Origin of the sequence: Roseomonas sp. FDAARGOS_362 (genome assembly GCF_002754815.1) — a bacterium.
Lineage (GTDB): Bacteria > Pseudomonadota > Alphaproteobacteria > Acetobacterales > Acetobacteraceae > Roseomonas > Roseomonas mucosa.
On the sequence record NZ_CP024588.1, the window covers coordinates 1,899,164 to 1,919,460 of the forward strand.

Here is a 20,297-nt window from a genome sequence, read left to right on the forward strand (position 1 = left end):
GGGACCGGCTTCGGTCCCCGGCGGAGAGGGGGTCCGGCGGGAGAGGCGGCGCTTCTCCCCCGGCGGGCCACCACGGAGTGCAACTCCCCAAGCCAGCGGGCGCGGGAGCTTCCCCTCACGGAAAAGACGGAGCCGCGGGGGTTTTGCCCGCCTCGCGGCTGCGCCAGAAAGCAGGCGATGCGCATCGCCGACATCTCCCGCCTCCATTCCCCCTGGCGCGCGACAGAACGGAACCCGGGTGCCGACCTGTCGCGCCTGCCGATGGGCTTCGACATCCGCGCCATCCGTGTGGCCGAGGGCGTGCGCGCTGCCCTGGCCTGTGCCGTGGTGATCCTGCTCAGCGAGTGGCTGGGAAAGCCTGCGCTGATCTACATGGCGATGGCCGCCTTCTTCACCTGCCTCTGCGACATCGGCGGCCCGATCCGCACCCGCGTCCCGGCCCTGCTCTCCTTCACCGTCGCCGGGGCGCTGATCTGGAGCGGCTTCGGCCTGCTGCGGAACCTGGACCTGCCGCTGCTCATCCCGCTGGCCTGCCTCGGCGTGCTCTGCACCAGCTTCGTGCGCGTCTGGGGCGCGGCGGCGACGGCGGTGGGCAACCTGCTCTCGGTGGTGCTGATCCTGTCCCTGGACCAGCCGCTCGACCTCGCCACGGCGGGCGAGATCGCCGGGCTGTTCCTGCTTGGCGGCCTTTGGGCGACGCTGCTGACCATGGTGGTCTGGCGGCTGCACCCCTACCGCCCCGCCCGGGCGGCGGTGTCGCAGGTCTGGCACCGGCTGGCGGAGCTGACCGAGGACCTGCGCCACCTGACCGGCCGCCCGGACGCCAGCGGCGAGGACTGGGAGGCCCATGCCCGCGCCCATCGCCGCGCGGTGCGGGAGGAGATCGAGTTCGCCCGCGGCATCGTCATGGACTTGGTGGGCATGCGCGGCCGGCTGTCGCTGCGCGGCGCCCAGGCCCTGCTGCGGCTGGAGGCCGGCGAGCAGCTCTTCGGGGCGCTGATCGCCTTGTCGGAGCTGATCGAGACCGCCCGCGACCCGGAGCGCAGGGCGGCGGCGGGCGTGCTGCTGCGGGTGCTGCGGCCGATCCTGGTGGTGCTGTCCCAGGCGATCCTCGACGACACCGCCCTGCCGCCCGGGCGGATCGAGCGCGCCCTCGCCACGGCCCTGCGCGCCACCGAGGCGGACCCGGCCCTGCGCCGCATCGCCACCAGCATCGCCGAGCGCCTGCGCGTGGCCGCCAAGCTGAGCACGCCCGGCGGCTACCAGCCCGGCGGCGCTTCCGGCACGACGCCCGCCCTGCCCTGGCGCGACCAGATGCTGCTGCCGGTGCGGGCCAACCTGACCTGGAACTCGGCGGTGCTGCGCCATTCGCTGCGCACGGCGGTCATCGCCGTCCCGGCGCTGGCGGTGACGCTGCCCTTCTCCGGCAACGAATTCGCCCACTGGCTGCCCATCACCGTGGTGGTGACGCTGCAGCCCTTCTACGCCACCACCTGGCAGAGGGCGTTGGAACGGGCGGGCGGGACGGTTCTCGGCGGGCTGCTGGGCGCCGCCCTGGCCTCCGGGGTGCATGACGGGCTGACCCATGCCGCCCTGCTCTTCCCGCTCTGCGTCCTTGCCTTCGCCGGCCGGCAGGTCAGCTTCTCCGCCTGGATGGCGGGGGTCACCACCATCGTCGTGGTGCTGACGGAACTGCTCCACCCCACCCATTCCTCCTGGGAGGTGGCGGGCCTGCGCGCCCTCTTCACCCTGGCGGGCGGCCTCATGGCCGTGACCGGCTGGCTGCTGCTCTGGCCGAGCTGGGAGCCCGACCGCATGCGGCGGGAGGTCCGGGCCGCCCTCGCCGCCCATGCCGACTATGCCCGTGCCGTGCTGGCCGGCACCCAGCCGGACTCCCGCATCGAGGCCAGCCGCCGCGCCGCCGGCGTTTCCACCAACAACCTGGAATCCTCGCTTTCCCGCGCCATGCAGGAGCCGGGGCAGGACCGGGCACGCATCGAGGCCGGGCTGGTGGTGGACGCCACCCTGCGCCGCATCGCCGGGCGGCTGGCCGCCCTGCGCCACGACCCCGGCCTGCGCGATGCGCTGGACGACGCAAGCTGGCAGGCCTGGGCGGAATGGCTCCACGCCTCCCTGGCCGCCCTGGCCGAAGCCCGCCTTGGCCCGCTGCCCCGCCCCGCCGCGATCGCGGAAGGCCCCGCCCTGGAACCCCTGGCCCGCATCGTGCGCCAGGTGGAACTGCTGCAAGGCCCGATCGGACGCCTGCAACAGGCCCCGGAAACGGAAACAAGGATCGGGCGGGGAGCCCCGGCTCAGCCGTAGAGGCGCACCGCCCGTTCCGCCTGCCCGTCGATGAAACCCGCCGTGCGGTCCAGGGCGGAAGGGTCGAACAGCCCGCCCAGCCGCGAGGGGTTCAGCGCCATGGCCTCCCGCAGCAGCCCGGGCCAGGCGCCGTCCTCCGGCCAGCCCTCCCGCACCACCGCCGCACCGATCTCGGCGAGCCGCCGCGCCTTCACAAGCTGCTCGTCGAAGGGCCGGGGCTCCGGCAGGCAAAGGAAGCGCCGGCCCAGCGCCGCGACCTCCGCCAGCACCCCGTCGCCACCGCCGCCCACCACCAGCGAGGCCCGGGCCATCAGCGCGGCGGGCTGGTCGGACCAGCCCAGGATCTCCAGGTTTGGCGGCAGCGCCTCTCCCGCCTCGCCGGAAACCGGCCCCAGCACCCGCCAGCGCCGTTCCGGCACGGCCCGCGCGGCCGCGGCCAGGGCCCCGCGGCAGCCGCCCGCCCCGCCGCGCCCGAAGATCACCAGCACCGAGCCGTCCTCCGGCTCCGAACCGATTTCGGGCGGGGGAGCGAGGAAGCCGGCATGGAAGCTCTTCTCCCGCACCCAGCCTGGCGTGTCCGCCCCCTCCAGCGCGGCGGGAAACGGGGCGATCAGCGCCTCGCTGGCCTCGAAGCCGATGCGGTGCGGCAGGTCGTCGCGATGCCCGGCGAGGCGAAAGGACAGCACCGGCGTGGCGCAGAGCCGGGCGAGCAGCACCGTTTCCACGGATACGTCCACCACCATCAGCGCCGGCCGTCGCGCGGCGATCCAGCCGGCGATGGCGGCGGAACGCGCGCGCAGCCCGGCATGGCCGCGCGGGGCGTAGTGCAGCGCTGCGACGCCCCCCGGATCAAAAGCCGTGCCGGGCTCCGGCGCATCGTCGGGCAGCGCCAGGACCGGACAGGGCGCGCTGGCCGCCCGCTCCGGCGGCAGCGTGCCGATCAGGGTGCAGGGGTGACGCAGCCGGCGCGCGAGGGCGGTGGCGCGCTGCCAATGCCCCACCCCCTGGTGATGCACGTAATAGCCGATGGGCCTCAAACCGCCTCCGCCGTCCCGGAAAGCGCCCGGCTCATGGCCTCCAGCGCCCCGGTGGCGGCCTGGATCTCCGCCTCCTCGGCCGGCAAGGGCGGCAGCAGGGGCTCCGCACGGGCCACGAAGGCGATGTCGTTGGGGCTTTCCAGCGCCAGCCGTGCCAGCACCTCCCCCGACAGGCCCAGCCGCGCCGCATCCTCGGCCCAGCTTCCCCGATAGAAGGCCCCGCGCAGGATGCGGCGGCGCCCGAAGGCCCGCCGCCAGAAGCCCGCCCCCGGCAGGAGATGCGGCGAGCCGCTCTCGGCCAGCAGGCGCCAGCGGCGCATCTCGCCCGCCATGCCGCCGCTGGCGCGCCCCTCCTGCCGGGCGGAAACCTCGACCCAGACATCCGGCGCGTGGCGCAGCCGCCCGCCCGCACGCTCCACCGCCGCGACCAGCGCGTTGTCCTCCCCCACCGGCAGGGGTGGCACCCCGCCGGCGGCTTCGTACCAGCGGACCGGCAGGGCGAGGCTCGCCCCGGTATGGTCGCCATGGCGCGGCGGCGGGTCGTGCGGCAGGGGATCGATCGCGTGCGCCAGTTCGCGCACCGCCGACCAGTAGGCATCCACCCGCTCCCGCATCATCCGCAGCCAGCCGGGCGCCGGGTTCTCCCCGCTGTCCTCGATGACGATGCGGCCGCCCACGCAATCCGCCCCCGCCAGCGCGGCCAGGTTGGCCGCCACCCAGTGCGGCGGCGGCCGCGTGTCGGCATCGGTGCCCAGCAGGATGCCGTCCTCGACGCCTTCCTCGCGCAGCCAGGCCGCGCCCCCGGCCATGGCACGGGCCCGCGCGACGCCGACATGGGCCGTCTCCGGCGGCAGGGAAAGCTCCAGCACATGGAGGCGCAGCGCCGGATAGCGCGTCGCCAGCCCCCGCAGCACCGGGACCGTCCCGTCCGTGCAGTTGTTGGCGGCCACCACCAGCCGCAGCCGCCCGCCGTCGCGGCACAGCTCCTGCCGCGCCAGCGCGGCCACCAGCCGGGGCAGCGCCACCGCCTCGTTGCGGGCGGGGACACAGACGACGCAGCGGTCGAGGGAAAGCGGGTCGGGGATCTGGATCACGTGGCCTGGCTGCGTGCGATGCCTTCGTCCGGCGAGCCGTCGCGGCGGGAATCCATCCGGACTCCGTTCCGGCCGGACCGGCCCGCCATCTCGGCCTGCCTATGGCGCAGGATCGTGTCCCGGTACAGGGCCTCGTACCGGTCCACCATCACCCGCGCATCGCAGAAGACCTCCGCGCGGTGGCGGCAGTCGGCGCGGGACAGGCGGCCGGCCTCCGGGATGATGCGGGCCAGCGCCTCCACGTCGTCGGCCGGGGCCAGCCTTCCGGAACGCGGGTCGGTGATGTCAGGCAGGGCGCCGCGCGCGAAGCCCGCCACCGGCGTGCCGCAGGCCAGCGCCTCGGCGACCACGAGGCCATAGGGCTCCTCCCAGCGCGGAGTGCAGAGCGCCACCGCCGCCTGCCCCACGGCATGTGCCAGTCGCCGGTGGTCGAGATGGCCGAGATAGGTCACTCCCTCCCCCAGCAGCGGCTGGATGCAGTCCCGCCAGTAGTCGAGGTCGCTGACAGGGCCGGCGAAGCGCAGCGGCATGCCCGCCAGCCGTGCCGCCTGGATGGCAAGGTGCGGCCCCTTCTCCGGCACCAGCCGGCCGAACCAGATGGCGTGCGGCGGCTCGGCCGGGGTCATGACGGGGGTGAAGAGATCCAGGTCTATGCCATTGCCGATCACCGAGGTCACCGGCAGCACGGTCTCCCACATCTTCCGCACCGCCTCCGAGACCGCGATGAAGGGCATGTCCCGGTCCTCCCGGTCCAGCACCCCGTTCTCCAGCTCCAGGAAAGGCGGCGTGTGCAGGGTGGTGACCACCGGGGCGCCGAAGCGCCCAGACATGGTCAGCGGCAGATAGTGCAGCGAGTTGTTGTGGACGATGTCGAAGCCGCCGTCCTGCAGGCGCTCCACGATGCGGCGATAGGCGGTGTGCTCGGCCAGCGCCACCTGCTCGACCTCCACCGGGTTGGGGCCCGGCACGCCGGTGGGCGGACAGACGGCCTCCAGCCCCAGCCTGGCATCGGAGCCTTCCGCCGCCAGAAGCGTCACCTCGTGTCCGCGGCGTTGCAGGTGCCGGGCCAGCAGATGCGTGTGCATCTCCAGCCCGCCCGAAAACGGCTCGGCGATCGGAAACTTCAGATGCGAGATGATCGCAATCTTCATATAGCACCCCTTCCGCCTTGGGCACCGCGTGCCGGGACAGGAAGCAGGGCCGTCGCGCCGCTGGCCGGACATGCCCCCCGATCTGCCGCGGCGTCGCGGAAGGCCAGGAATATCGCGGCCCGACCGCATCAACGACAGGGACGCCGGATGGTTCCCTGCGCCCGATCCCCGCGCCCGGGTCCGCATGCCCGGCTCCCCATACCCGGCCCACGGCGCGCGCTCCCACGGCACCGTGCCCATCCCGCGGCACGCGGCCCGGTCCGCAGGCGCCCTTTGTGGCAACAGCCGTGCCGTCCGCGGCGTTACCGGAGACACCTCCGCCGGATGAACAATGCTCCATGGCACCCCCAGCGCCTCCTCCGGGACGGGCGACGACGGCCCGGACGGCCAGCCCGCCCCCGCCCTCCGTCACGGCGCGCGCAAACTGCCGGGGGTATCCGTCAGGGGCTACAATGCCGAGCTGAAGGAGGGTGGAGGCTTCATCGGCGACCGTGCCCGGCGCGACGCCTTTCTGGAGCGGCTGGAGGACTGGCGCCACCGCGCGGCGGACCCCTGGCCTGGCCAGAGCCTCGCCGAACTGGGCAAGGCACGGCTCGAACGGGCGCTGGAGGAAGGCAGCCCGCTGGAGATGGGCATCCTGCTGGCCGCCATCGAGGATTTCTCCTCCGCGCTCGCGGAGGTCATCGCCCGCTTCCTCGCCCTGCCGGACTGGAAGGGCGTGGAAGCCCTGGTGATCGGCGGCGGCTTCAGTGCCGGCCTGCTGGGACGCCTCGCCATCGGCCGGGCGGCGGTGCGGCTGCTGGAGGCCGGGCACAAGGTCTCCCTGCATCCGATCGGGCACGATCCCGACGAGGCGGGACTGCTCGGCTGGCGCCACATGCTGCCCGCCGAAGCCCTGGAAGGGCGCGACGCCTTCCTGGCGGTGGATATCGGCGGGACGAACCTGCGCGCGGGCGTGGTACGGCTGGCCGGCTGCGGACCCCGCGACCCGGCCCGGGACCAGGTCTGGGCCTCCCGCCTCTGGAAGCACGCCGCGGACCAGCCGGACCGCGACGACGCCGTGCGCGGCCTCGCCACCATGCTGCACGACCTGTCCCATGCGGCGATCCATGCCGGGCTGCGCCTCGCCCCGGTGGTCGGGATCAGCTGCCCCGGCCTGATCGACGAGGAAGGGCATATCGAGCGCGGCGGCCAGAACCTGCCCGGCGGCGACTGGGAGGAGGATCGCGGCTTCAGCCTGCCCGCCGCCCTGGCGAAGCTGGTCCCCAGGATCGGCGGCGGCGAGGCCCGCTTCCTGATGCACAACGACGCGGTGGCCCAGGGGATGAGCGAGGCCCCGGCGATGCGTGATGTCACGCGCTGGGGGGTGCTGACCATCGGCACCGGCCTCGGCAATGCCAGCTTCCGCAACCGCTCCGCCGAAACCGGCCGGGACCCGGAGGGTTCTCAAGCGGAATGACCGCCGCCATTCCGGCGCGGCACGGAAGGACAGGACGGCATGGAACCGATGAAACCCATGGAACCCATGAAGCCGATGAAGCCCATGGAGGCGACGAAGCCGTGGTGGCCGGAGAAGCTTGGCCAGCCCTCCTCCAGCGGCGGGCAGAACGGGCTGCGCTACGCCTTCTTTCCCGACGCGCACCGCTTGGCCGTGGAGAAGGACGGCGAAGTCACCCTCTACGACAGCGGCGATCACGAGATCCATGGCGTGTCGCAAAGCCAGGGTGGCGAGGAGTCCCTGACCTTCTCCAGCCAGAAGGGCTCCGTGGGCCTCAAGGAGCTGAAGAAGGCCCAGGACTGACGCTTCCGGCCTGGAGGCCGCCTCGGCGGTCCCGGGCCGCGAAGAGCCGGAAGCCCCGCGCCCTGGCCTCGGCAGGGCCCGGTCAGTAAGCCCGGTCGGGCCCGCAGGCGGCCCGGGCGATCTCCGCGGCCGCCGGATGGCGCAGGACGCGCAACGGCCCTTCGCCAGGCGGCTCGATCAGGCCGAGCCGCGCGAAATCGGCCAGCCACCCGTCCATTGGCCAGAAGCCGTGGCGCTCCCGGAAAAGCGCCGCGTTGCGCAGGATGTCCCCGAAATGCTGCAACGGCGGATCGTAGACCGTGTGGTGCTGGTGGAAGGCCAGCGTGGAGGCGGTGAAGAGAAGCCCCACCCCAGCATCCCGGGCCCGGAAGGCGAAATCCGTGTCCTCCGCCCCATAGCCCGCATAGGCCTCGTCGAAGCCGCCGAGCCGCAGGAAGGTGTCGCGCCGGACCGCGAAGCAGAGCGACCAGAACAGGCCGGTATTGGATTCGGGCCGGATGCCGCTTTCGGGAAAATGCCGGACCGTGTGGCGCAGGCCCTGGGCCAGGAGCCGGCTCTCCTCCCACGCCGCATCCCCGGGCGTCGCCCCGGCGGGCAGGTAGCGGATCTCGCAGCAGATCAGGGCATCATGTGCCAGGGCGTCCCGCGCCAGGGCCTCCACCAGCCCGGCGGCCGGGATGCAGTCCACGTCGAGAAAGACCAGCACCGGCTGCCGCGCCGCGTGCGCGGCGCGATTGCGGGCCTCGGCCAGAGGCAGGCCCCGGGACGGATGGTGGAGATGCCGCAAAGTGAAGGGCACGGTCGGCAACGGGACCGGCATCTCGTCCATGTCCACGAGAATGCATTCCTCCGGCAGGCGGGTGCCACGCGACAGGCCTTCCAGCAGGTTCCTCAGATGGGCCCGGCGCCCTTTCGCCAGGGTGAGGACGCTGACCCCGCTTCCCTCCGGCGCGGCCATCAAACCGGTCAAGGGCGCTGGGCTCGACGAAGAAGCCCGAGGGTCGGGATGGGACATGTCTATCCGGAAGAAGGGGCTGGCCCGCGAGCAGATAGAGGGCCTTCCGCCACGTGACAAACCCACGGCGCGCCCCGCCTCTCGCCACGCCGGACTGGCGGCCACCGGAAAGCGGAGATCGCCCGGTGGCATCGGGTTTTACCCCTGGCCACCAGGCGATCCGCCGGCCCGCCATTGCTGGCGGGTGAGAGACTGTGGGCCGGTCGCTACTCCGGCTGACGGAGGACGGTTCATCCGCCGTCTTATGTCCCCATGCCGAACCATGGGGGCAGCGTCATTCAGGGTTTCGGCCCCCTAGCGTGTCTGCTCTCCACGCCGCCACAGTCACAAGAGTTTTCTAGCGTAACCATTCCAGAGACACAACCAAAATTTCGAGGAAATTTGTGTAAAAAAAGATACGATTTTGCATTATGAAGCGATATTTGTAGGTCAAGCAGAACAGAAGCACTCTGAAGTTGCAAATTTCTTCCTGTTCGTTCTTGATATGAATGTGAAACAAAGACTTGGCCGGTTCTGCCCTTCTCGATCGCCAAGCCAGCACGGAACGGATCGGCGAAGGATGGATGCGCCCCGCCAGGCAACGGGCGGAGCCACCGTCGTGAGAGCCCGAAGACCGGGGCGCAGCCCCTCCCGCCGGCCACCGGCGGTGGCGGAAGGAAGACACGGCCTGAACCGACCGCTGATCTCGGAAGGAAAGGGAGTGTCCCCGGCGGGATTCGAACCCGCGGCCCCCAGATTAGGAATCTGGTGCTCTATCCTGCTGAGCTACGGAGACGCACAGGCCGCTTAGCACGACCGACACCGGCCGGGAACCGCCTGCTTGCACAGCAGGGGGAGGCACAGCCACGGCGCGGCCGCGATCAGGAACGCCGGCGGAAACGCTCCACCGCCGAGACCAGCGCCGTCCGGACCCCCGGCTCCAGCGCGGAATGCCCGGCATCCGGCACCAGGGTCAGGCGTGCCCGCGGCCAGGCCTCGGTCAGCGCGAAGGCCGTGGCCGGCGGACAGACCATATCGTAGCGTCCCTGCACGATCTCCGCCGGGATCGAGGCGATACGGTCCATCCGTCCCAGCAGGCCCTCGGGCGGCAGGAACAGGTCATGGGCGAAGTAATGCGCCTCGATCCGCGCCAGGCCCAGGGCGGAACGGTCCTGCGCGAAGCTCGCGACCAGCTCCGGCGAAGGCAGCAGCGTGCTGCACATGCCCTCGAAGTTGCTCCAGGACCGGGCAGCGGAAAGATGCACCACCGGGTCGGGATCGGTCAGTCGGCGCAGATAGGCGGAAAGCAGGTCGCCCCGCTCCTCGGGCGGGACATGCTCGGCGAAGGCGGCCCAGGCATCCGGAAAGATCCGGCGCAGCCCATAGAGGAACCAGTCCACCTCCTCCCGCCGCCCCAGGAAGACCCCGCGCAGCACGCAGCCCAGCACCCGCTCGGGATGCGCCTGGGCATAGGCGAGCGCCAGGGTCGACCCCCAGGAGCCGCCGAAGAGCAGCCAGCGCTCGATGCCCAGGAAACGCCGCAGCGTCTCGATATCCCGCACCAGATGCGGCGTGGTGTTGTCGCGCAGCTCCCCCAGCGGCCGCGAGCGCCCGGCGCCGCGCTGGTCGAAGATCACCACGCGCCAGTGGCCGGGGTCGAAGAAGCGGCGATGCACAGCCCCCGCCCCCGCCCCCGGCCCGCCATGCAGGAACAGCACCGGCTGGCCCCGGGGATTGCCCACCTGCTCCCAGTACATCACGTGGTTGACCCCGTCCGCCGCGGCGCCCGAGGGCGAGAGCGGCAGCAGGCCGGTCTCGTAGGGGGAGATATCGGGAAAAAGATCGCCGCGGGGCATCGCGCCTTTGGTCACCGGAAGCATAAGGGAAGGCCATCATGCACAAGATGGTGCGCGCCCGCCATCTGCCCCCTTCGCCCGCGCGCCTCCTGCGCCTAACTTGGACCGTCATGGCGAGTTCATTCCCCACGCGCGAGCCCCGAGGCGGCAATCCGGACAACGGTCCGGGCGGCGATCCGCAGCGCCACGCCCCCGGCCGCACGGGCCCCGGGCGCCCGGGGCCCGGACGCCTGGGAAAGGACGGCCCCTTCCAGCCTGGCGCGGGACGCTCCGGCGGCAAGCCCGGCATGGTGCGCTGCGCGGTCTGCGGAACGGAAAGCCGGCAGCCCCGCGCCGTCGCGCCGCCGCCGGAACAGGCCCCGGACCTGGATCTGCGCCCCGGGGAGCCGCTGCGCTCCACCATGCGCTTCTGGCTGCAGCAATGCCCCCATTGCGGCTATGCGGCGCCCGACATCACGCGCGCGCACCCGGCCGTGGCCCAGGCCGTGGCCGCCGCCCCCTTCCGCGCGCTGGTGAACGAGACGGCGCACCCTCCCCTCGCCCGCCGCTTCCTGGGCTGGGCGCATGTGCTGGAGGAAAGCGGCGCCCTTCATGCCGCCGCCGAGGCGACGCTGCAGGCCGCCTGGGTGGCGGATGACGAAGGCCTGCCCGAACTCGCCCGGAGCTGGCGGCTGGAGGCCGTGGCGCTCTGGCGCAGCGGCCCGCCGCTGGCGCCCGAACAGGCAGTGCGCGTGGTGGACGCCCTGCGCCGCGCCGGCGCCTGGCACGAGGCCGCCCATGCCTGCCGCCTCGCCATCGCGGCCGCCACCGAAACGACGGACGAGGTCCTGGCCCTGGAAACGCGCCTGATCGCGGCCGAGGATGGCGGGCGCCATACCCTGGCCTCCGCCCTGCCGCCCCCCGCGCACCGGCCCCATATCACCCATAACGGCCCTTCCACCGCCATCGACCGGACAGCCGGCTGGTGGGGCCGTATGAAACGCTTCTTCGGCGGCCACTGACCCCCGGCCAAGCGCCTCAGCCGGCGCGGCGACCTCGGTTGTGGACCACGAAGCCACGGATGGCATCCACCAGCGCCTCGGGCTCGTCGGCGCGGATCGAATGGCTGCTGTTCTCGAAGATCCGCAGGTCGGAGCCGGGCACCAGGCGGTGTATCTCCTCCGAGAATTCCGGCGCGCAGATCCAGTCGTGCCGCCCGGCCAGGATCAGCGTGGGCGCGGTGATGCGGCCGAGTTCGGGCCGCAGGTCGAAGTTGCGCAGGAAGCCGCCCGGACGGAAGGCGCGGTTCAGCGCCTCGGGCTCGTGCAGGGTCCGCATCCGGCTGGCGGCCCCGGCGGCGGGATCGTAGCGGCGCGAATAGAGCGGCCCCATCACCTCGTAGTAGTGCCGCACCTCCTCCACCGTGCGGAAGGCACCATCCCAGAGCATGTCGCAGACGCGGCGCTGTTCCGGCGTGCCGGTCTCCTCGATGATCCGCTGCGCCCGGGGAACGAAGCCGCCATGGGAGGCGGTGACCACCAGCACCAGGTGCGACACCGCCTCGGGATAGCGGGCCGCATGCGCCTGGGCGACCATGCCGCCATAGCTGGTGCCGATGGACACGACCGGCCCCAGGCCGAGATGCCGGCGCAGCGCCTCCATGTCCTCGACATTCTCGTCGAGGTTCCAGCTCTCCGGGTCCTTCTTGCTGGAACGCCCCTGGCCGCGATGGTCGAAATAGACGAGCTGCATCCGCTCCGCGAGCGGCGTGTAGCCTGGCTTGAAGCCACTGTGGTCCCCGCCCGGGCCGCCATGGATCACCATCGCGACCGGGCGCTCGCGCATCGTGTCGCCATCGGGCACCAGCCCCATGCCTTCCACGTCGAAATAGATCTCGGTCCCACGGATGCTGGCGCGCATGCGGCCTCCTCGCCCGGGCGGTCCGCCGCCCCTGCCTGATTCCAGGCCGCGAGCTTAGCTCCCCACCGGCCCGTACGGGAATCCCGGCCTGGACGGCACCACGGACCCCGAACCCCGGACGGAAACGCGAGGGACGCCGGCCACGGAAACGGAACAGGCCCCGCCGGTATCGCCGGCAGGGCCTGTTCCGTGAAGCTGAGGACAATCCTCCCGGGCGGGGGTCAGGCCGCCAGGGCGCGCCGCAGCGTGTCGCCGTTGCGGAGCTGGACCAGCGTGAAGAGCCCCGCCGGCGGGCAGGGCTCGATCGCCTCGATCTCCGCGGTCTCACGGTCCAGCAGGGCGGAAAGCTCGAAATCCGGATGCCAGCCGAGGACGCGCGACAGCGGCGCCATGGCCCGCTCGACCCACCAGCGGGGCCCGGCCTCGGCGGCGAAATGGTTCACGAAGAGCAGGCGGCCACCGGGGCGGACGACGCGGCTCATCTCGGCATAGAGCTGCCGCGCGTTCGGCACCACGGAGGCGGTGAACATGGCCACCGCCATGTCGAAGGCGCCGTCCTGGAAGGCCATGGCCTCCGCGTCCATCTCCAGCAACCCATCCACATTGGGCAGCCGCTCGCTGGCCACGCGCTCGGCGGCCTTCTCCAGCATCTCCCGCGACAGGTCGATGCCGGTCACGCGCAGGTCGCGCCGGTAGAGCGGCAGGGCCAGCCCGGTCCCGACGCCGACCTCCAGGACCCTCGCGCCGGGCAGGCGATTGACCGCCGCCACCGCGCGCTTGCGCCCGAAAGCCGAGACGCCGCCGAAGAGCGCATCATAGACCCCCGCCCAGCGCCGATAGGCATCCCTGACCGACGAAGCATCCAACGCTGCGCGCGGATGGTCCCGGCTCACACTGCTGCGATCCACCGCCGACGACATTCTGGCCCCAAGACTGCTTCAGGAAGGGATGCGCTAGACCACCGGGGGGCGCTGCGCAAGCCATAGGCAACGCAACTGCACGCGCCTCTCACGCGCGCACAACACAGATGTGTCCTCAGGGTCTCGCTGCACGGGAGGGCGGGGCATCGTCGCTTCGTTGCAGGGACGGCTCGCCAAGGGCGGCGGGCAAGGCCGTCTCCTCCTGCTGTGTCGTGCCACCCTGGGCGGAACCGGCCGTGGTCCGCGTGGGAAGCGGTGCGCCGAGGATGCTAGCCACCAGAGCGAGGCGGATCGGGTACATCGGGTACATCTGCATGTCGGCGGCCCAACGCCGCATCGGCGCACGGGTTTCCTGTCCCGCCATCACCCGCAAGCTCGTTTCTTTTCAAGAACATGGCCGGATGGCCCCGCCATGATGCCCGCCGGGGCCAGGGCCGGCCCGGGCGCCCGGCCCGCCGGTTGCGCCACCGAGGCGAACATCGAGGCCAGGAAACACGGACCGGGCGGAAGCCACCCGGCCCGAGGCCCGGCCTTCAGCCGCGCGAATGCCTCGGCGGTCCGGCGTGGCGGAAGGACTGGGGACGCCCATGCCCGCCCCCGGGGCCGCCACGGGGGCGATCCCGGCCCTGGCCCTCGCGCGGCCCGCTGAAGGAAGGCGGGCGCACGGGGCTGCCATGCCCCAGCGGTTCCACCTGGATATGCGCGTCCTCGCCCTCCGCCCGGCGCGCGGCGGCGGCGAAGCGGCTGGCGGCGGCGGCGGCCACCTCGAACTGGGTCTCGCGGCCCAGGATGCGGATCCGGCCGATCTCCCCACGCGTGACATGGCCACGCCGGCACAGGAAGGGCAGCAGCCAGCGGGGATCGGCATTCTCGTTGCGCCCGACGCTGGCGCGGAACCAGACGCCCTCCGGCCCGCCCTGGCGCTCCGGCCGCTCCCGCGGGGTGCGGTCATTGGTGTCCGACAGCTCCTCCGGCGCCGGCAGCGGGCCGCGCAGGGTGCGGATCAGGGCGGCGGCGACCGCCTCGGGCGCGTTCTTCTCCAGCAGGCCGCGGGCCAGCGCCAGATCGTCCTCCGCCGCCTCCTCGGCGACCAGCTCGCCGGCCTGGACGGACAGGCGCTCGTTGTCCTTGGCGCGGATCGTCTCGGCGGAAGGCGGTGGCCCCCAGCTCGCCTGCACCCGGGCGGCGGCCAGCAGCCGCTCCCCGGTGCGGCGGCGGTTATAGGGCACCAGCAGCACGCTGATGCCCTTCCGCCCGGCCCGGCCGGTGCGGCCGGAACGGTGGGTCAGGGTCTCGGGGTCGCGCGGCAGCTCGGCATGGATCACCAGCCCCAGATCCGGCAGGTCGATGCCGCGCGCCGCCACGTCGGTGGCGACGCAGACCCGCGCCCGCCCGTCGCGCAGCGACTGCAGCGCACGGGTGCGCTCGGACTGCGACAGCTCGCCGGACAGCGCCACGGTGGAGAAGCCGCGCTCGGTCAGGTTGCCGTGCAGCCGGGCCACCATGGCGCGGGTGGCGCAGAACACCATGGCGAGGCGTGGGTCCTCGAAGCGCAGGATGTTCACCACCGCCCGCTCGATCTCGTGCGGGGCGATGGTGATGGCGCGGTGCTCGATGTCGCCATGCCCGGCGCCGTCGCTCTTCACCTCGATGCGCTGCGCGTCCTTCTGGTAGGAACGCGCCAGCGTGGCGATCTCGTGCGGCACGGTAGCCGAGAAGAGCAGCGTCCGGTGCGGGTCCGGCAGCGTGTCGAGGATGGCCTCCAGCTCCTCGCGGAAGCCGAGGTCCAGCATCTCGTCCGCCTCGTCCATCACCACGACCTGCAGCGTGTCCGGCCGCAGGTTGCCGCGGTCCAGGTGGTCGCGCAGGCGGCCCGGCGTGCCGACCACCACATGGGCACCGCGCGACAGGTCACGCCGCTCGGCCACCGGGTCCATGCCACCGACGCAGGACACGACCCGGCCCCCGGCGCTGCCATAGAGCCAGGCCAGCTCGGTCTTGACCTGCAGTGCCAGCTCGCGCGTCGGCGCGATCACCAGGGCGAGCGGCGTGCCGGCGGGGGGAAGGCGCTCGGCCGTGCCGAGAAGGTTGCTGGCCATGGCCAAGCCATAGGCCACGGTCTTGCCGGAGCCGGTCTGGGCGGAAACCAGCAGGTCGCGCCCCGCCGTGTCGGCGGCGAGGACGGCGGCCTGCACCGGCGTCGGCTCGGCATAGCCGCGCTCGGCCAGGGCCAGGAGAAGGGGTGCGGGAAGATCGTCAGGAAAGGGCATGTCGTGCTTTGCTGAACGCGGCGCGCCGGACGGCGATGCGATCGGGGTCGAATTTTCGCCAGGGCCGACAGGACCACCGCAGGGCACCGCGCCCGGAGGCGCTGAGCAGAACGGCAGGGCGGAAGCACCGTCCACGGGTTGGCCGGATGCATACGGCCCGGCCACGCCGGAGGCTGCCCCGCCTTTCAGGCTCCGGCCAGGCGTCGGAACGCGCGCGGAAGGGGATCAGGAGCGCGGCAACTACCGAATTGCCCCCCGCAAGTCCAGAGAATTTGAGACATGCCCGCCCCGACGGCGCAGCCAAGGCAGGATCGTCCTGTTTGCACAACCTCGGATTGTATTTCATGATATCTTGATCTGGACTCGGGAAAGTTCCGGGCAAGACCGACCAGCAGTGCGATGCCCCCACGATCCATCGATCACCACCTTCCGCCAGAGCCCGGCCAGACACCCCTGGAAGGGCTGATCCGCCTCGACCAGCTCCGGGCCGTCCGGCGCAGCGTGCTCATCTCGCTTCCCGTCACGGTGCTGCTCAGCCTCTCCAACCTGGCGATGGCGAACTACGGCGGCCACGGAGAGGCTGGCTTCGCCTGGTTCTGGGCCAGCATCGCGGTCAACCTGCTGCGCAGCCTGCTTTGCGGCTTCCCGCCCCGCGCGGTGCTGCTGGAGGGGCGCGAATCCCCCGCCGTCCGCCGCTGGTTCCACGCCATGTGCCTGCTGGCCTGGTGCTCGGGCATGATCTGGGCGGCCGTGCCCGTGCTCTGCGACGGCTTCACGACATCCCAGGCGCCCTTCTTCCTCGTGGTGGTCTGCGGCATCACCGCCGGCGCCGTGGTGCACGGCACCGCCTATGCCCGCGTGCCGATCTGCTTCATCACCCCGGCCCTCTTCTCGGTGATCACCTGCCTTGTCTGGGCCGGCAGCTTCGAGCAGCGGATGCTGGCCGCCACGGTCGCCCTCTACACGATGGCACTGGTCCGCAGCGCCTGGGAGGGCGAGCGCGCCTTTCTGTCAATCGGCATTGAATGGGGACCCCAGATCGGCGCGCAAAAGGGACCCCTCTTGTAAGGCGTTCAGGCGCGGTTCTTGAATCGCCAACTGTCGTTGCCGGTCTCGACGATGTCGCAGTGGTGAGTGAGGCGGTCGAGCAAGGCGGTGGTCATCTTGGCGTCCCCAAAGACGCTGGGCCATTCACCAAAGGCGAGGTTGGTGGTGACGATGACCGAGGTCTGCTCGTAGAGGCGGCTGACCAGGTGGAACAGCAACTGGCCGCCGGACTGGGCGAACGGCAGGTAGCCAAGCTCGTCGAGGACAACGAAATCCAGGCGGCAGAGATGGTCGGCGATGCGCCCTTGTCGTCCGGCCCGGGTCTCGGCCTCAAGACGGTTCACCAGGTCCACCACGTTGTAGAACCGCCCGCGCGCTCCATCGCGGATGCAGGCCCGGGCAATGGCGATGGCCAAATGAGTTTTGCCTGTGCCGGTGCCGCCGACGAGTACCACGTTGCGCTGCTGGGCCAGGAACCCACCCCCCGCGAGATCACGGACCAGAGCCTCGTTGACCGGGGTACCGTCGAACCCGAACTCGTCCACGTCCTTGGCCAGCGGCAGCTTGGCGGTGGTGATCTGGTACTTGATCGAGCGCGCCTGCTTCTCGGCGATCTCGGCCGAGACAAAGTCGCCGATGACCTGCTGTGGCTCATGTTGGCGTTTGACGGCGGCCGTGATGATGGCGTCAAACGCCGCGCGCATGCCGTAGAGCTTGAGCTCGCCCATGGTGGCGAGGATAGCGGTGCGTTCCATCAGGGTCCTCTCCTCAGGCTGTCGTAGCGGGTGCAGTCGGCCAGCGGCGCATGCCGCAGCCGGAGCGCCTCCGGGGTCAGGATGGTCACCGGCGGCGGTGGCTCGCGCTGGCGGGCGAGGATGTTGAGGATGACGTCGGCCGAGTGGACGCCCTCGCGCAGCGCCTCGCTGCAAGCGGCCTCGACCGCAGCCAGACCGTCGTCCAACACCCTGGTCAGGATCTCCACCATCTGCCGGTCGCCATCGGCGGCCGCGGCCAGCTTGCGGCGGACCCGTTCCAGTGCACCGGGCAGCAGCCAGTCCTTGAACGGTGCCCCGTTGCGCAGCGCTCCAGGTTTGCGCGCCAGCACGGGCACGTAGTGCCAGGGGTCGAACACCGTCTGGTCCCGGCCGAACACGCGCCGGTGCTCGCCCACCACCCGGCCGTCCTGGCGCAGCTCGATCCGCTCGGCATAGGCCCGGATCTCGACCGGCCGCCCCACCGCGCTCGCCATCACCGAGTACTTGTTGTTGTCGAACCGCACCAGGCAGGTCTTGGACACCGCGGCAGGCACGGCATGGAACCCGTCGAACCGTCCGGCATAGGGCACCAGGCTTGGCCGCTCCGCCTCGAACGCCTCCCAGACTGTCCGCTCCCTCTGCTCCGGATGCCGATTGGCCCGGGCATGGGACACGCACCGGTCCAGCAGAAGGGCGTTCAGCTCCTCGTAGCTCCTCACCCGCAGTCGCGGCGTAAAGAACCGCTCCCGCACCAGCCCGACCTGGTTCTCGACCTGACCTTTCTCCCAGCCTGAGGCCGGAGTGCAGGCCACCGGCTCGACCAGGTAGTGGCTGCACATGTGCAGGAAACGCCGGTTGTAGGCACGATCCCGTCCCACCAGGATCGCGTCCACCGCCGTGCGCATGTTGTCGTAGATGCCCCGCGTGCAGGTGCCGCGAAAGAAGGCGAACGCCCGGTCATGGGCGTCGAACACCATCTCCTGCGTCTCGCGCGGATAAGCGCGAACGAACAGCATCCGGCTGTAGCATAGCCTCACATGCGCGACCTTGACGGTTACCGTCGTGCCGCCGATCAGCACGACCTCGTGGCTCCAGTCGAACTGGTACGCCTCGCCCGGCGCGAAGCTCAGCGGCACGAAGGCTGCTGCCACCACCGTCGCCCGTGACGCCTGCCACCCCCGCGCATGGCGCCGGACCGCGTCGTAGCCGCCCTCATATCCCAGCCCACGCAGCGCCTCGTAGACCCGCACCAGCGTCAGCCGCTCGCGCCGCGGCCGCGCCTCGTTCGCCTCCAGCAGGCGCTCCAGATCGGCCTGCCAAGGTCCCAGCTTGGGCTGCGGCTGCCGCGCCCGGCTGTAGCGGAATTCCGTCTCCCCGGACCGCAGAACCTTCCGGACCACCTTTCGCGAAATCCCGAGCTCGCGACAGATCGCCTTGATCGACTTGCCCTGCACCCAGTGCAGGCGCCGGATCTTTGCCACCGTCTCCACGACCAGCATCCCAGCCCTGGCTCCCGATCATCCCGGGAACCACTGTGAACCCCGCCGTCAGTGGGGTCCCGTTTGGACGCCGATCACCCCTCCAACAGGGTTCCTATTCCATGCCGTTCCACAGCCTTTCTCCAGGCCAGCCGCAGCAAGCAGGAGGCCCGGGCCCTGGCCACCTCCCTGCACGAGGCCCATCGCCAGACCCTCGACATCGCCGAGGACCTGCGCCACCGCGCCACGCACGACATGCTGACCCAGGTGCTGAACCGCGCCGGCTTCATGCAGGTCCTGGACGACAGCCTGGCCAGCGCCGCCGGCAGGACCGGCGCTCCCCCCGGCGCTCCCCCCGGCGCCACCCCCGACCCGGCCGGCGCGCCGGCGCGGATGGAGGAAGGGCCGCACTGCCTGATGCTGCTCGACCTCGACGGCTTCAAGTCGGTCAACGACCTTTTCGGCCACAAGGCGGGCGACCTCCTGCTCGTCGAGGTGGCGCAGCGCCTGCGGCAGGCCCTGCCCCGGGGCTATGTGCTCGGCCGGCTCGGCGGCGACGAGTTCGCCGTGCTCGGCCGGCTCTGCCCCGCCAGCCTGGCGCCGGAGCGTGAGGCGGCGGAGCTGGCGACGCGGCTCACGGCGGCGGTGGCGATCCCCTTCACGGTCTGCGAGGCCGGGCGGGTCGGGGTGAGCATCGGCGTCTTCTGCGACCAGTCCTCCGGCATCTCCGCCAGCAGCGGGGAGATGCTCTCCTGCGCCGACGCCGCCCTCTATGCCGCCAAGCGCAGCGGGCGGAACCGCTTCTGCCTGTTCGACGACACCCTCCGGCACCAGCGGGAGGTGACGCGCGACATCGAGCGCGACCTGCCCCGCGCCCTGGCCGGGGGCGCGCTGCAGGTCCACTACCAGCCGCTGCTCCGCCGCCCCTGCGGCACCCTGGCCGGGATGGAGGCGCTGATCCGCTGGAGCCACCCCCGCCACGGGCCGATCGACCCGCCCGCCATCATCCTGGCGGCCGCCAGCGCCGGACAGGCCGAGCCGCTGCTGCGCTTCATCCTGCGCGACGTCTGCCGCATGATCGCCACGCTGCGCCAGATGGGGCATGCCGATGCGGTGGTAAGCATGAACGTCTCGCCGCGCGAGATGACCCAGTTCGGCGTGGCCCGGCTGGTCATGTCCACCCTGGCGGAGTTCGGCCTGCCACCCGGGATGCTGGAGATCGAGCTGACCGAGGAGGCGATGATGGACCTGCGCATCGCCCAGGCAGGGCTGGATACGCTCGGCCGCGCAGGAGTGCGGATCGCCATCGACGATTTCGGCGTGGGCTTCGCCTCCCTCGGCTCCCTGCAGAAGCTGGAGGTGGACCGGATCAAGATCGACCGCAGCTTCATCTCGGGCATGGTCAAAGCGCGCAGCGACCAGGTGCTGGTGCAGGCGGTGCTGAGCCTGGCCCGCTCGCTGGAGATCGAGGTCGTGGCCGAAGGCGTCGAGAACGAGGAGACGCTGCAGATGCTGGACCGCTTCGGATGTCCCATCGTGCAGGGCTACCACCTCTCCCCGCCCCTCCCGCCCGCCGCGCTGCTCGACCGGATCCGCCAGTGGGACGCCGTCCTCCCCCGCCCCGCCACCCGCGCCCTGCCCTGGCGGTGACCACCCGCCCCTGACCGCCCCCC

General features: G+C 71.7%; 17 protein-coding genes and 1 tRNA gene. 6 read left to right on the top strand and 12 right to left on the bottom strand.

Going from position 1 to position 20,297, the window contains the following annotated elements; genetic code table 11:
* The first annotated feature begins 177 nt into the window (after nucleotides 1–177).
* Nucleotides 178–2,322 (top strand): FUSC family protein, encoded by a 2,145-nt coding sequence (locus CTJ15_RS13700; RefSeq protein WP_058389130.1) that lies wholly within the window; start codon nucleotides 178–180, stop codon nucleotides 2,320–2,322.
* Here CTJ15_RS13700 and CTJ15_RS13705 read toward each other — a convergent pair.
* The 3 genes from CTJ15_RS13705 to CTJ15_RS13715 are packed head-to-tail and all read right to left on the bottom strand — an operon-like array spanning nucleotide 2,313 to nucleotide 5,604.
* Nucleotides 2,313–3,359 carry a glycosyltransferase gene (locus tag CTJ15_RS13705; protein WP_058389129.1) on the bottom strand — a complete coding sequence of 349 codons (1,047 nt, stop codon included), beginning with the start codon at nucleotides 3,357–3,359 and terminating at the stop codon, nucleotides 2,313–2,315. The genes CTJ15_RS13700 and CTJ15_RS13705 overlap by 10 nt on opposite strands.
* The gene (locus tag CTJ15_RS13710; protein WP_216349013.1) at nucleotides 3,356–4,453 is read right to left on the bottom strand and encodes a glycosyltransferase family 2 protein; all 1,098 of its coding nucleotides are present in this window, start codon (nucleotides 4,451–4,453) and stop codon (nucleotides 3,356–3,358) included. The genes CTJ15_RS13705 and CTJ15_RS13710 overlap by 4 nt, the downstream gene beginning before the upstream one ends.
* On the bottom strand, nucleotides 4,450–5,604 hold the full coding sequence (locus CTJ15_RS13715; protein WP_058389128.1) for a glycosyltransferase family 4 protein: 1,155 nt from the start codon (nucleotides 5,602–5,604) through the stop codon (nucleotides 4,450–4,452). The genes CTJ15_RS13710 and CTJ15_RS13715 overlap by 4 nt, the downstream gene beginning before the upstream one ends.
* A gap of 331 nt (nucleotides 5,605–5,935) precedes the next feature.
* On the opposite strand from CTJ15_RS13715, the gene CTJ15_RS13720 reads away from it, so the two are divergent.
* Together CTJ15_RS13720 and CTJ15_RS13725 are read left to right on the top strand one after the other, a co-directional pair.
* Nucleotides 5,936–7,063, top strand: a complete 1,128-nt coding sequence (locus CTJ15_RS13720; RefSeq protein WP_019461686.1) for an ROK family protein — start codon at nucleotides 5,936–5,938, stop codon at nucleotides 7,061–7,063.
* A gap of 57 nt (nucleotides 7,064–7,120) precedes the next feature.
* Nucleotides 7,121–7,405: a hypothetical protein gene (locus CTJ15_RS13725; RefSeq protein ID WP_208852665.1), complete on the top strand. Its 285-nt coding sequence runs from the start codon at nucleotides 7,121–7,123 to the stop codon at nucleotides 7,403–7,405.
* A gap of 82 nt (nucleotides 7,406–7,487) precedes the next feature.
* On the opposite strand, the gene CTJ15_RS13730 is transcribed toward CTJ15_RS13725, so the two are convergent.
* The 3 genes from CTJ15_RS13730 to pip form a co-directional block, all read right to left on the bottom strand.
* Nucleotides 7,488–8,375 (bottom strand): galactosyltransferase-related protein, encoded by an 888-nt coding sequence (locus tag CTJ15_RS13730; protein ID WP_226946134.1) that lies wholly within the window; start codon nucleotides 8,373–8,375, stop codon nucleotides 7,488–7,490.
* Between the two features lie 746 nt (nucleotides 8,376–9,121).
* A tRNA-Arg gene (locus CTJ15_RS13735) sits at nucleotides 9,122–9,195 on the bottom strand.
* Between the two features lie 85 nt (nucleotides 9,196–9,280).
* A complete protein-coding gene (pip, locus tag CTJ15_RS13740; RefSeq protein ID WP_026033554.1) occupies nucleotides 9,281–10,255 on the bottom strand; it encodes a prolyl aminopeptidase in 975 nt (324 codons plus the stop codon).
* A 287-nt stretch (nucleotides 10,256–10,542) separates the two neighbouring features.
* Here pip and CTJ15_RS13745 point away from each other — a divergent pair, with 287 nt between their 5' ends.
* Nucleotides 10,543–11,256, top strand: a complete 714-nt coding sequence (locus CTJ15_RS13745; protein ID WP_226946135.1) for a hypothetical protein — start codon at nucleotides 10,543–10,545, stop codon at nucleotides 11,254–11,256.
* Nucleotides 11,257–11,272: 16 nt separating this feature from the next.
* Here CTJ15_RS13745 and CTJ15_RS13750 read toward each other — a convergent pair whose 3' ends face one another.
* From CTJ15_RS13750 to CTJ15_RS13765, 4 genes are all read right to left on the bottom strand, one after another.
* Nucleotides 11,273–12,154, bottom strand: coding sequence for an alpha/beta fold hydrolase (locus CTJ15_RS13750; protein ID WP_099781625.1), 882 nt, complete (start codon nucleotides 12,152–12,154; stop codon nucleotides 11,273–11,275).
* 221 nt (nucleotides 12,155–12,375) lie between these two features.
* On the bottom strand, nucleotides 12,376–13,074 hold the full coding sequence (locus CTJ15_RS13755; protein WP_026033553.1) for a class I SAM-dependent methyltransferase: 699 nt from the start codon (nucleotides 13,072–13,074) through the stop codon (nucleotides 12,376–12,378).
* Nucleotides 13,075–13,189: 115 nt separating this feature from the next.
* A complete protein-coding gene (locus CTJ15_RS13760; RefSeq protein ID WP_075822586.1) occupies nucleotides 13,190–13,411 on the bottom strand; it encodes a hypothetical protein in 222 nt (73 codons plus the stop codon).
* Nucleotides 13,412–13,607: 196 nt separating this feature from the next.
* Nucleotides 13,608–15,344, bottom strand: a complete 1,737-nt coding sequence (locus CTJ15_RS13765) for a DEAD/DEAH box helicase (RefSeq protein WP_019463063.1) — start codon at nucleotides 15,342–15,344, stop codon at nucleotides 13,608–13,610.
* Between the two features lie 399 nt (nucleotides 15,345–15,743).
* Between CTJ15_RS13765 and CTJ15_RS13770 the strand changes: the two genes are divergently transcribed.
* Nucleotides 15,744–16,412, top strand: coding sequence for a hypothetical protein (locus CTJ15_RS13770; protein ID WP_099781626.1), 669 nt, complete (start codon nucleotides 15,744–15,746; stop codon nucleotides 16,410–16,412).
* 5 nt (nucleotides 16,413–16,417) lie between these two features.
* On the opposite strand, the gene istB is transcribed toward CTJ15_RS13770, so the two are convergent.
* Both istB and istA read right to left on the bottom strand, forming a co-directional pair.
* Nucleotides 16,418–17,146, bottom strand: a complete 729-nt coding sequence (istB, locus tag CTJ15_RS13775) for an IS21-like element helper ATPase IstB (RefSeq protein WP_099780961.1) — start codon at nucleotides 17,144–17,146, stop codon at nucleotides 16,418–16,420.
* A complete protein-coding gene (gene istA, locus CTJ15_RS13780) occupies nucleotides 17,146–18,645 on the bottom strand; it encodes an IS21 family transposase (RefSeq protein ID WP_099781627.1) in 1,500 nt (499 codons plus the stop codon). The genes istB and istA overlap by 1 nt, the downstream gene beginning before the upstream one ends.
* Before the next feature lie 63 nt (nucleotides 18,646–18,708).
* Here istA and CTJ15_RS13785 point away from each other — a divergent pair, with 63 nt between their 5' ends.
* Nucleotides 18,709–20,274 carry a bifunctional diguanylate cyclase/phosphodiesterase gene (locus CTJ15_RS13785; protein ID WP_099781628.1) on the top strand — a complete coding sequence of 522 codons (1,566 nt, stop codon included), beginning with the start codon at nucleotides 18,709–18,711 and terminating at the stop codon, nucleotides 20,272–20,274.
* The last annotated feature ends 23 nt before the right edge of the window (nucleotides 20,275–20,297 follow it).

Excerpts from the sequence above, each read along its gene's own strand:
- CTJ15_RS13700 (WP_058389130.1), top strand. The coding sequence starts at position 178 with ATGCGCATCGCCGACATCTCCCGCCTCCATTCCCCCTGGCGCGCGACA.
- CTJ15_RS13715 (WP_058389128.1), bottom strand. The coding sequence starts at position 5,604 with ATGAAGATTGCGATCATCTCGCATCTGAAGTTTCCGATCGCCGAGCCG.
- CTJ15_RS13720 (WP_019461686.1), top strand. The coding sequence starts at position 5,936 with ATGCTCCATGGCACCCCCAGCGCCTCCTCCGGGACGGGCGACGACGGC.
- CTJ15_RS13725 (WP_208852665.1), top strand. The coding sequence starts at position 7,121 with ATGGAACCCATGAAGCCGATGAAGCCCATGGAGGCGACGAAGCCGTGG.
- pip (WP_026033554.1), bottom strand. The coding sequence starts at position 10,255 with ATGCCCCGCGGCGATCTTTTTCCCGATATCTCCCCCTACGAGACCGGC.
- CTJ15_RS13745 (WP_226946135.1), top strand. The coding sequence starts at position 10,543 with ATGGTGCGCTGCGCGGTCTGCGGAACGGAAAGCCGGCAGCCCCGCGCC.
- CTJ15_RS13750 (WP_099781625.1), bottom strand. The coding sequence starts at position 12,154 with ATGCGCGCCAGCATCCGTGGGACCGAGATCTATTTCGACGTGGAAGGC.
- CTJ15_RS13755 (WP_026033553.1), bottom strand. The coding sequence starts at position 13,074 with ATGTCGTCGGCGGTGGATCGCAGCAGTGTGAGCCGGGACCATCCGCGC.
- CTJ15_RS13760 (WP_075822586.1), bottom strand. The coding sequence starts at position 13,411 with ATGCGGCGTTGGGCCGCCGACATGCAGATGTACCCGATGTACCCGATC.
- CTJ15_RS13765 (WP_019463063.1), bottom strand. The coding sequence starts at position 15,344 with ATGCCCTTTCCTGACGATCTTCCCGCACCCCTTCTCCTGGCCCTGGCC.
- CTJ15_RS13770 (WP_099781626.1), top strand. The coding sequence starts at position 15,744 with ATGCCCCCACGATCCATCGATCACCACCTTCCGCCAGAGCCCGGCCAG.
- istB (WP_099780961.1), bottom strand. The coding sequence starts at position 17,146 with ATGGAACGCACCGCTATCCTCGCCACCATGGGCGAGCTCAAGCTCTAC.
- istA (WP_099781627.1), bottom strand. The coding sequence starts at position 18,645 with ATGCTGGTCGTGGAGACGGTGGCAAAGATCCGGCGCCTGCACTGGGTG.